Source organism: Prosthecobacter sp. (assembly GCF_044232965.1).
Taxonomy (GTDB): Bacteria; Verrucomicrobiota; Verrucomicrobiia; order Verrucomicrobiales; family Verrucomicrobiaceae; genus Prosthecobacter.
Window position 1 is genome coordinate 64,544 of sequence record NZ_JBIIKX010000024.1, and the last position, 9,651, is coordinate 74,194.

6 protein-coding genes are annotated in these 9,651 nt (G+C 60.8%); 3 read left to right on the forward strand and 3 right to left on the reverse strand.

Features of this window, described 5'->3' with window-relative positions; all coding sequences use genetic code 11:
* Positions 1-2: 2 nt before the first annotated feature.
* Positions 3-2,756, reverse strand: a complete 2,754-nt coding sequence (locus tag ACILSI_RS12390) for a DUF6797 domain-containing protein (protein WP_395722195.1) — start codon at positions 2,754-2,756, stop codon at positions 3-5.
* A gap of 150 nt (positions 2,757-2,906) precedes the next feature.
* Entirely contained in the window at positions 2,907-4,517 is a 1,611-nt protein-coding gene (gene serA, locus ACILSI_RS12395; RefSeq protein ID WP_395722196.1) for a phosphoglycerate dehydrogenase, read from the reverse strand.
* Between the two features lie 101 nt (positions 4,518-4,618).
* On the opposite strand from serA, the gene ACILSI_RS12400 reads away from it, so the two are divergent.
* Both ACILSI_RS12400 and ACILSI_RS12405 read left to right on the forward strand, forming a co-directional pair.
* On the forward strand, positions 4,619-5,821 hold the full coding sequence (locus ACILSI_RS12400) for a hypothetical protein (RefSeq protein ID WP_395722197.1): 1,203 nt from the start codon (positions 4,619-4,621) through the stop codon (positions 5,819-5,821).
* A 72-nt stretch (positions 5,822-5,893) separates the two neighbouring features.
* Complete coding sequence (locus ACILSI_RS12405; RefSeq protein WP_395722198.1) at positions 5,894-7,186, forward strand: PQQ-binding-like beta-propeller repeat protein; 1,293 nt, start codon at positions 5,894-5,896, stop codon at positions 7,184-7,186.
* 8 nt (positions 7,187-7,194) lie between these two features.
* On the opposite strand, the gene ACILSI_RS12410 is transcribed toward ACILSI_RS12405, so the two are convergent.
* A complete protein-coding gene (locus ACILSI_RS12410) occupies positions 7,195-8,001 on the reverse strand; it encodes a DUF4190 domain-containing protein (RefSeq protein ID WP_395722199.1) in 807 nt (268 codons plus the stop codon).
* A 161-nt stretch (positions 8,002-8,162) separates the two neighbouring features.
* On the opposite strand from ACILSI_RS12410, the gene gnd reads away from it, so the two are divergent.
* Complete coding sequence (gnd, locus tag ACILSI_RS12415; protein WP_395722200.1) at positions 8,163-9,605, forward strand: decarboxylating NADP(+)-dependent phosphogluconate dehydrogenase; 1,443 nt, start codon at positions 8,163-8,165, stop codon at positions 9,603-9,605.
* The last annotated feature ends 46 nt before the right edge of the window (positions 9,606-9,651 follow it).

Consider the following 9,651-nt stretch of genomic DNA (forward strand, 5'->3'; position numbering starts at 1 on the left):
CGTTACTTCAAGCTCTTGATATACAAAATCAGGCTCTCGATCTGCGATTCGTTGAGGATGCCCGCGTAGATCGGCATGCCAGTGTCGAACTTCTCGAAGCCTTTCACGACCTTGGCGCTTGGACTCGTGATGGACTCGCGCAGGTAGGCTTCATCGGCCTTGAACTTGCCCTTCTGACCTTTGGCGATGTCACGTTCGCTGCCGAACAGACCCTTCCAACTGGGTCCCACCTTGCCGACGAGCGTGCCGTCGGTGCTGTGGCAGGCCATGCAGCCGAACATCTGATACATGCGCTCGCCTTCCGCCGCCGTCGGCTTTGTCTGCGTGGTTGCCAGCGCTTGGCGCGGGGTGAGATCGACCTTCAGGCCGGCCTCAAAGCCTTCCTTGGCCGCATCGAACTTCATGAGTTCCCAGGGCGTGAAGTAGGCGGTGTTTTGTGCGGGCTGGCCGTCGCTGCTTTTCAATCCCCAGCCGATGCGCATCTGATGGCAGGTCTTCATGTCGGGAAAAGCGACCAGCACGCTCATGCCGTCCGTGCTGAGGTAAGCGCTGCTGGCGGTCATGAATTCCTGCCCGGTGCTGCCGTCCAGCTTCAAATGTGGGGAGCCGTAGTCGAAGGTGCGCTTGTAGTTCCAGCGCTCGGCGCTGTAGCTGCTCGGGTCGGTCGCCAGTTTGGCATCCAGCTTCGCGTTGAAGCGCAGCAGCAGGCCCATGTCTGTTGGCGTGACTTCCTTGAGCAGCACGCGCGGTTTGTCGGTGTAGCGCACTCGCGCCAGGCCGCTGATCTTCTTCACCACGGTGCCCCAGACTTGGAATCCGGTGACGTAAAGCTGTCCGTCCGCCGGATTCACCGTCGCGTTGAGCGTGGGGAAGTCGAAGTCGCGCGAGAAGCTCACCACCGCCGCCTGTGGCCTCGCAAAACGCGAGTTCATGAGCACGCGGAAGAGTTCAGGCCGGTTGTAGCCGATGTGGATGAGTTCGTCATTCACCGGACCCATCTTGGCACCGACGAGCCAGGTCTGCGTCACGCCGCTGGGATTCACCGGATGCGGCAGCCACGTCAGCGGCTCGGTGATTGTCTCGGGATACTGCTCCTTCGGCGCAATCGTCGGCAGATGACCGTAGAAATGATGATCCGAGATGATGTGCAGCGGCGTGGACGGCACATAGTTGCCCTGCTGATCGCTCGCCGTGACGAGTCCTGTTTGTGGATGCACGCCGATGAACGGCTGTCTTAACCCATAACCAATCACTTCAATCTTCTTCCCGTCCGCCGCCACCTTGATCACGGTGCCGTTGTGCTTGCCACGCGTCGTGCCCTCCTGGCCGCCTTTGGAAATGTACAGCTCGCCCTTCGGCCCCAGCTTCATCGAGTTCGGAAACTCCCGCGTCTCCGCCGTCTGCGCGAAGAGGTTGCAGAGCATCTCATAGCGGTCGCACTCACGGTCGTTGTTCGTGTCCACCAGCTTCCAGATGCCATTGCGGTCAAAGACGAGGATTTCAGGTAGTCTGCGAGTCCTCTCGCGGTCCGGCGTCTGGGGTGGTTCGCCGCGAGCGGACTCGCGGACTACGATGCTCATCGGCTCATGCAGTCCGCTCGCGAAACGCTTCCACGTCACCTTCTCCAAATCGCCCTTCAGTCCCGAGATCAGCCACACATCGCCATCGAAGGTCACACCCGCCGCATCGCCCTGGTCATTGAGAAAAGCGATGTCCGCGAGCCGCACATTGCGCTTCCAGGGATTCTCGAAGGGCAGAGGAATGTCGTCGATGACGTAGGCGTCGGGCTTGGTGGAGAGTGTCGCCTGGGCAGTGAGGGTTCTGGGCCAATGATTTTTTTCCAATTGCGGACTAAAAGGCGTGTTGTCGGCAACAGCACCGGGCTTCAACGAATAGTGAACATCAATCCAAACAGTCTTATCCGATGCCGGAATCCAGATCGTCTCAATATTGTTTACCCTGGAAGTCGAAATCGTGCTTCTCGTCGTTTCAGAACGTCCTATCTCCATTGCGAACACTTCTGCTTCTTTCCCCAGTGAGCCCAGCACCATCTGAAGGTGGGATTTGTGAGGAGAAATGATGATCCTGCGTTGGATGGAGATTGTGACCGGTTGGTTGGCTGCACCAAATGTAATGACTCCCCATGTTTCAGCCACAGGTGTCTCTGAGATGGAGTATTGGAGTTGCCAGTGCCTTGGTGCCGGGACGAATGGGTGCGTTTTACTTGGTTCTACCAGTTCAACCATTCCGCGAAATGAGGCATTTGAAAGCGGTCCCCGTCCCACCTCCTCCGCACTCGGCGCAGGCTCACGTGGATCGGTGAAGCTCGGCTTGTCACCGACTTGCCATCCGGGATAGATGCCATTGGCGAGCCACACCTTGCCAACCGGCTTCGGCAGAAAGTCCTGTCCATCCTTGGTCTTCTGTCCAGCCACATGATAAGAGCCAGGGGCAAGGGCTTCAGCACTGACGGGTGGTTTGCCTTCTTCGCCTTCCCAGATGCAGGCGATGCGGAGGAGGTCGGTGTCGAAGCAGGCCCAGAGGTTGTGGCCGAGATTCAGGATGAGGCCGCGCGGTGTGAGATTGTCCTTCGGGAAACCTTCACCGACATCGCGGGCATCGAGCACACTGCTGAAGAACGGAAAGTCTTTCTCGACAAAGTCACCCCACGGCGAGGGCGTGGCGGGTTTGTCAGCCTTTTGAGCGGCGAGTGAGGTGGCGAGGGCGAAGAACGCGAGAAGCGCACGAAATTTCATGACGAGACAGAACAGGCGAGAGGGGTGTGATCTGTCAAGGAGCGCGGATTTGCAATCCGCAGCAGCCACGCAAGCACGACCAGCCAACAAGTCGGCCAGGAGCGTTTTTTTCCTTCGGCGGAGTGCTGCGGATTGAAAATCCGCGCTCCATTAAACGGCGACGCAATGCACCTTGCTGATGCCCTGAATCTTCTCCAGTTCAGCGAGGACTTCAGCGCTAGGCGTGGAGTCCAGGGTCAGCAGCGTGAGAGCTTTGCCGGACTCTTTGTCGCGGCTGAGGCTCATGTCGGCGATATTGACTTGGTTTTTGCCGAGCGTGGTGCTGTAGGCGGCGATCATGCCGGGGCGGTCGATGTTTTCGATGAAGAGCAGCGTGCCTTCGGGGCGGGCCTCGATGCGGTGGCTGTTGACCTTCACGATGCGCGGATCGCCGGCGAAGAAGGTGCCGGCAATGCTGGCGGCTTCGCCGTTGTCATTCTTGGCGACGACCTCAATGAGGTCGGTGAACTCGCTCGGCTCGGCCAGACGGCTTTCGGTGAAGCGGATGCCGAGGTTTTCAGCGACACCGTTGGCGTTGATGTAATTGACCTGCTCAGCGCCGACGGGGCGCTCCAGGAAGCCTTTCAACACAGCGCGGGAGATGAGCGTGGTGTCGCCGCCGCCGACCTTGCCGCTGTAGTTGATGCGGACGACGTTGGAGCGCGTAGGAGCGAACTGGGAGACAAGGCGGCCGAGCAGTTCGCCGAATTTGAGGAAGGGACCGATCTCGGCGAGCACCTTCGGATCGACGTTCGGCATGTTCACCGCGTTTACGACGGTGCCTTGCAGCAGATGCGCTTTGATGACCTCGGCGATCTCGATGCCGACGTTTTCCTGCGCCTCTTCGGTCGAAGCACCGAGATGCGGGGTGAAGACGGTGTTCGGGGCCTTGAGCAGTGGGTAATCGGCAGGTGGCGGCTCGACTTCGAAGACGTCAAGTGCAGCACCGGCGATGGTGCCGTCGCTGAGGGCCTGGGCGAGGGCGTTGTCGTCGATGAGACCGCCACGGGCGCAGTTGATGATGCGGCAGCTCGGCTTCAGCGAGGCGAGGCGCTTCGCGTTGATCATGTGCTTCGTCTCTGGCGTGAGCGGCATGTGCATCGTGATGTAGTCGGCCTGCACGATGGCGGCGTCGAGGTCTTCGCACAGCGTGACACCGAGGCTTTCCGCACGGTTTTTGCTCAAGTATGGGTCATAGGCCACGACGCTCATGCCGAAGGCCTTCGCGCGCTTGGCGAACTCCGCACCGATGCGGCCCATGCCGAGCACGACGAGCGTTTTGCCATAGACTTCGGTGCCCTGGAAGCTTTTGCGGTCCCACTTGCCGCTCACGATGGTGGCGTGCGCCTGCGGGGTCTTGCGGGAGAGGGCCATCATTAAAGTGAAGGCCTGCTCGGCGGTGGAAATGGTGTTGCCGCCGGGAGTGTTCATCACCACGACGCCACGCTTGCTGGCCACGGGCACGTCGATGTTGTCCACACCGACACCGGCGCGGCCGATGACTTTGAGGTTCGGCGCGGCTTCGAGCACCTTGGCGGTCACTTTGGCACCGGAGCGGACGATGATGGCGTGCGCGTCACGGGAGGCCTCGATCATCTTGTCCTCGGCTTTCAGATCCATGTTCACCGTGACGGAAAAGGACGGCTCCGCTTTGAGCAGGTCGATGCCTTTGCTCGAAATGGGGTCGTTGTTGCCGGCGATGAGGATGTTGAACTTGGACATGGTGGGTTGGGGGAAAAGGGGGCGCAGACTAGCCGCCTTTCCTCCGCGCTCAAGGAGCAATGCGTGCTGGACAGAACAGAGGCGGCGGAGCATGAATGCGCATGCTCGTTGGAACCAAGTTCGCCCCTCTACTGCTTGCCATGGCCGCTCCCTTTTCCATGGAAGGAGCCGCTGTTACCGGAGCCGCCATCGTACTGCCCGCGCTGATTGTCTGGCTCGTGATGCGCGGAAAAATGCAGCGTTTGCAGGCAGAGACAGCCGCCGCCGCAGAAAAACAACGCACCGAGGCCGAGGCGGCATTGAAAGCCGAGCAGAGCCGCGCTGCCGCCCAGTTGGCGGAGGTCAGAAAGACGCTGACCGAGACCTCGGCCAAGCTCGCCGACACCGAGCAGCGCTTCGCCACGCATCGCGAGGTGGCGGACCGCCGCCAGACGGACGCCTCCCAGCAGATCACGCGTTTGGAGGCTGATCTGGCCGCCGCACGCGAGATCGCGGCGCAGTTGGTGCCCACGCAGTCACGCATCAAGGATCTCGAGATCGCCCTGGCCGCCGAGCAGGGCCGTGTGAAGGCGCAGGACCAGGCCATCGAGGCCACGAACGCCCGTGCGACCGACTTCGAAAAGCGCCTGGCCGAGGCGCAAGACCTGGTGATAAAACACAAGGCCGAAATGCTGGAGGCGGCGACCGAAGTGAAAAAAGTCCGCGATGAGCAGGCTGCCTATCTGGCCGCAGGCGGGCCGGAGGCCGAGCTGGCGAAGGCGCGTGAGGCGAATCAGCAGGCCGAGGGCAAGATCGCCAACCTGCAACGCGCTTTGAAGGCCGCCGAGGCCCGCATCGAGATGGTGCAGAAGGAATTCATGAACGCCGTCGGTGTGGCCTCTGCTCCCATGCCGGGTGCCGCGCCTGCCACTGACAAAAAAGTGCGCGATCTGGAGGAGAAACTCGCCCATTTGGAGGCCGAATCCCGCAAACGTGCGCGTGAGGACGGCTACAAGATCGCCGAGCTCGAATATCGGCTCAGCGAGGCAGTGGAGATCGCCACGAAGGCCACACCACCCGCCATCGTGCCGCCCAAAGTCGAAACGGCTGTGGTGGAAGTGCCGAAGGCCGAAGAGTCAGCGATGGAGTTGCCTAAGGTCGAGTCTCCCGCGTCTGCTGAATTGCCAGTCGTGGCGGCAGCCCAGGTTGAGCCTGTGACCGAAACCATCTCCAGTCCGCCACATGAATCACCACCGGTGGCAGATCCCGTCGTCGCGACGGTGCAGGCGGAACTTCCACTGCCCGCCCCCGCTTCTGCCGCCTGATCGTTGCCAAACTTCAGGAAGGCCGCGCGGTCCTGGCAATTTTCACCCCTCACACGCGTTTTACTCGCCCGCATGAAATTCACCCTTGCCCTTGTCACACTTCTTTCCGTCTCCGCTTTCGCCGCCAATGACTGGTCACGCTTCCGTGGCCCGAACGGCAGTGGTGTCGTCGAAACCACCGGTTTGCCGTCCATTGTGGATGACAGCACCACGCTGTGGAAAGCGCCGCTGGGCAAAGGCTGGTCCTCACCGGTGCTATGGGGTGACATGGTCGTCGTCACCGCCGAAACCGCCGCCAACAAGCGCGCGGTGATCGCGCTTTCGGCCAAAGACGGCAAGGAGCTGTGGCGGCATGAGGAGGAGTTCGTGCCGCACAACATCCACAAGACCTACAACACCTTCGCCAGCAGCTCCGCCTTCATCGACGCCGGGCGCATTTACATCAACTGGAGCACCGGCACGAACATCCAGGCGCTTGCGCTCGACCACGGCGGCAAACTCGTGTGGAAAAACGATCATGTGACCGATTACATCCACGAGCACGGCACTGGCATCTCGCCCGTCGTGGCGGACGGCGTCATGATCGTGCGCAGCGAGTTCGACTGGCAGCGTGACGGCAAGGTGTACACCGAAGATCCTGAGCAGCAGAAGTGGAAGGCTTGTTTCGTCGGCCTGGATGCCGCCACCGGCAAGCAGGTCTGGAAGCTCGACATCCCTAACTGCCTGAACACTTTCTCCACGCCCGTGGTGCATGAGTTGAAGAACGGCAAAAAGGAATTCATCTGCGCGAACAACGCCAGCGGTGTCATGGGCATCGACGTGACTTCCGGCAAGATCAACTGGCAGCACAACCCCGGCTACAAGCAGCGCAGCCTTGGCTCCGGCGTGCTCAGCGACGACTTCTACTTCTGCACCTTCGGCACCGGCGGCGGTGTGAAGGAAATCGCCGCGCTCGATCTGAAGAGCGGCAAACCCGCGCCCGTGACCTTCGACATCCCCAAAGGCCTGCCCTATGTGCCATCACCGCTCGTGATTGGCGAGCACATGTATCTTCTTGGCGATGGCGGCATCCTGCGCTGCGTTGAGTTCAAGACTGGCAAGGTGCTCTACGAGGAGCGCGTCGAAGGCACCGCCGGCAGCGCGAAGTTCTTCAGCAGCCCCGTGGCCGCCGATGGCAAAATTTTCTGCGCCAGCCAGCAGGGCGATCTCATCGTCATCAAAGCCGGGCCGAAGTTCGAAAAACTCGCCGCCAGCAAGCTCGACGGCCCCGTGAACTCCGTCCCCGCCATCGGCGACAAGCGCCTCTACGTCCGCACCGCTAATTCGCTCTATAGCATCGGTGCCAAGGGGCAGCCGGTGCCGTGAGTGATGTGTCAGGGAACAGCGTCTTCGCGTTCGACTGACACAGAGCCATCGTTGCGGGCGACGATCTTTTTCTTGGTTCGATCAGCCTTACGGCTGATGAGGATGATGAGATTGCCGGGGTCCGTGTCTGTATGGCCTGCGCCCAGATATTCCCAACCCTGGTCGGGGACATTCAACTGCGAAGGGAACTCGAGGAGTCTGCGATCAGTCAGAATCTGTTCTTCAAACAGAGGTTCGAGAGTCGCCGGGTATTTGCCCTCGTGATCCGCCGCATACTGCTTCATGCCAAGCACGATTTGTTTGGCATTGTTCACGGCCTTCATTTGGTTTCCTTGGATCTGAACTTGGTTGAAGGCAGGAATCGCAAGAGCCGCGAGGATGGCGATCAACGGAATGGCGGCGATCATGAGGTATCCAGTCACCAGGCCCGTGATCGCCATGCCACGTCCTCCCAACGCCCCGGCGGACTTTTTGATCGCCGACAGGCTGAGGTGTCCAAGGATGACCGCCGGGATGCATGGCAGCCAAAGCAGCAGGCCCAGGATGCCGCAGATCATGCTGGCGAGCGCCATACCTGAGCTGCCTGCTGGCACGATCGGCGCAGCCCCAGGTGTCGTCGTCGGCCCGAAAATAGGCAGCGCAGCAGGATTCGGTATCGGCGGCGGGATCAGCTTCGACAACGGTTCCCAGTCGGCCAGCCCCTCATGCCAGCCGAGGTCAGAACCCTTCAGCTCACCCGCGACGAGGCGGCGCAGCACTTCTTCCCGCTCAAACGGGCCGGTTTTCTCTCCATTTTGGGCGACGTGGAATTGCATGGGCTGTTGGTAGGGGGGCAGAATTTCGGGGCTAGAATGAGAAATACCCCGGTTTGGCTTCACCGCACAATCACGAAATCCATCAATCCCGCTCATGCCAGCCATGAGGAAAATCCCCTTTGCCAAAGCGGGGGTGGGGGGTATGTCTGCCGCCCCAAATTATGAGCAAAAAAAGTGACTTCGGATTGATCGGCCTCGCTGTGATGGGCCAAAACCTTGTTCTCAACGTGGAGAGCCGCGGCTTCCAGGTGAGCGTCTATAACCGCACCACCAGCGTGACGGATGAGTTTCTCGCCAAACATCCCGGCAAAGCCCTCGTCGGTGCCAAAACGCTTGAAGAATTCGTCCAGAGCCTCGCCACGCCGCGCAAGATTCACATCATGGTGAAATCCACCGCCGTGAAGGACACCGACCGCGACGCCGTGGACGCCGTGATCGAGCAGCTTATTCCGTTGCTCGATAAAGACGACATCGTCATCGACGGCGGTAACAGCTTCTACCAGACCACCGAGCGCCGCGACGCCTACCTCGCTGAGAAAGGTCTCCGCTTCATCGGCGCTGGCGTCTCCGGCGGTGAAGAAGGCGCGCGCAAAGGCCCGAGCATCATGCCTGGCGGCCCTGCTTCCACTTGGGAAGTCATGAAGCCCATCTTTGAATCCATCGCCGCGAAGGTCGATGGCGAGCCCTGCGTCATCCACATCGGCCCCGGCGGCGCCGGTCATTATGTGAAGATGATCCACAACGGCATCGAATACGGCGACATGCAGCTCATCTGCGAAGCCTACAACATCTTCAAGCACGCCGGCTTCACCACCGATGAGATGGCCGCCATCTTCAACGAATGGAACGAGGGCGACATGCAGAGCTACCTCATCCAGATCTCCGGCAAGGCGCTCGAACAAAAAGATCCCGAAACCGGCAAGCCCGTCGTCGAACTCATCGTGGACAAGGCCGGCCAGAAAGGCACCGGCCAGTGGACCCTGCTCAACGCCGCCGAAAACGCCGTCGTCATCAGCACCATCAACGCCGCCGTCGAAGCCCGCATCTTGTCGAGCCAGAAGAAGCAGCGCGTCGCCGCCAGCACCCAGCTCACCGGCCCGAAGGTGAACATCACCACTGCCAAGGCCGAACTCGTGAAGAAAGTCCACGACGCTCTCTACGCCTCCAAGATCATCAGCTACGCGCAGGGTCTCGACCTCATCAAAACGATGGGCGAGAAGAAGAAGTGGGGACTCGACCTCGGTCGCATCGCCAGCATCTGGCGTGGCGGTTGCATCATCCGCGCCCGCTTCCTCAATCGCATCACCGACGCCTACCGCACCAACGCCAGCCTCGCCAACCTCATGCTCGATCCGTTCTTCAAGGACGTGCTCAGCAACACCCAGCAAAACTGGCGTGAAGTGGTCAGCATCGCCACCCTCAACGGCATCCCCGTCCCCGCCTTCAGCGCCTCCCTCGGCTACTACGACAGCTACCGCGCCGAACGCCTTCCTGCGAACCTGCTGCAAGCCCAGCGCGACTTCTTCGGTGCCCACACCTACGAGCGCACCGACAAGCCCGAAGGCCAGATGTTCCACACGGAGTGGCCGGAGGTGATCGGCTAAAGAGTGGTGGGCCCCCTCCCCCGGGGGGGGCGCCGCACCCCGCCAA

Coding starts and splice junctions, on each gene's coding strand:
- ACILSI_RS12390 (WP_395722195.1), bottom strand. CDS start 2,756: ATGAAATTTCGTGCGCTTCTCGCGTTCTTCGCCCTCGCCACCTCACTC.
- serA (WP_395722196.1), bottom strand. CDS start 4,517: ATGTCCAAGTTCAACATCCTCATCGCCGGCAACAACGACCCCATTTCG.
- ACILSI_RS12400 (WP_395722197.1), top strand. CDS start 4,619: ATGCTCGTTGGAACCAAGTTCGCCCCTCTACTGCTTGCCATGGCCGCT.
- ACILSI_RS12405 (WP_395722198.1), top strand. CDS start 5,894: ATGAAATTCACCCTTGCCCTTGTCACACTTCTTTCCGTCTCCGCTTTC.
- ACILSI_RS12410 (WP_395722199.1), bottom strand. CDS start 8,001: ATGCAATTCCACGTCGCCCAAAATGGAGAGAAAACCGGCCCGTTTGAG.
- gnd (WP_395722200.1), top strand. CDS start 8,163: ATGAGCAAAAAAAGTGACTTCGGATTGATCGGCCTCGCTGTGATGGGC.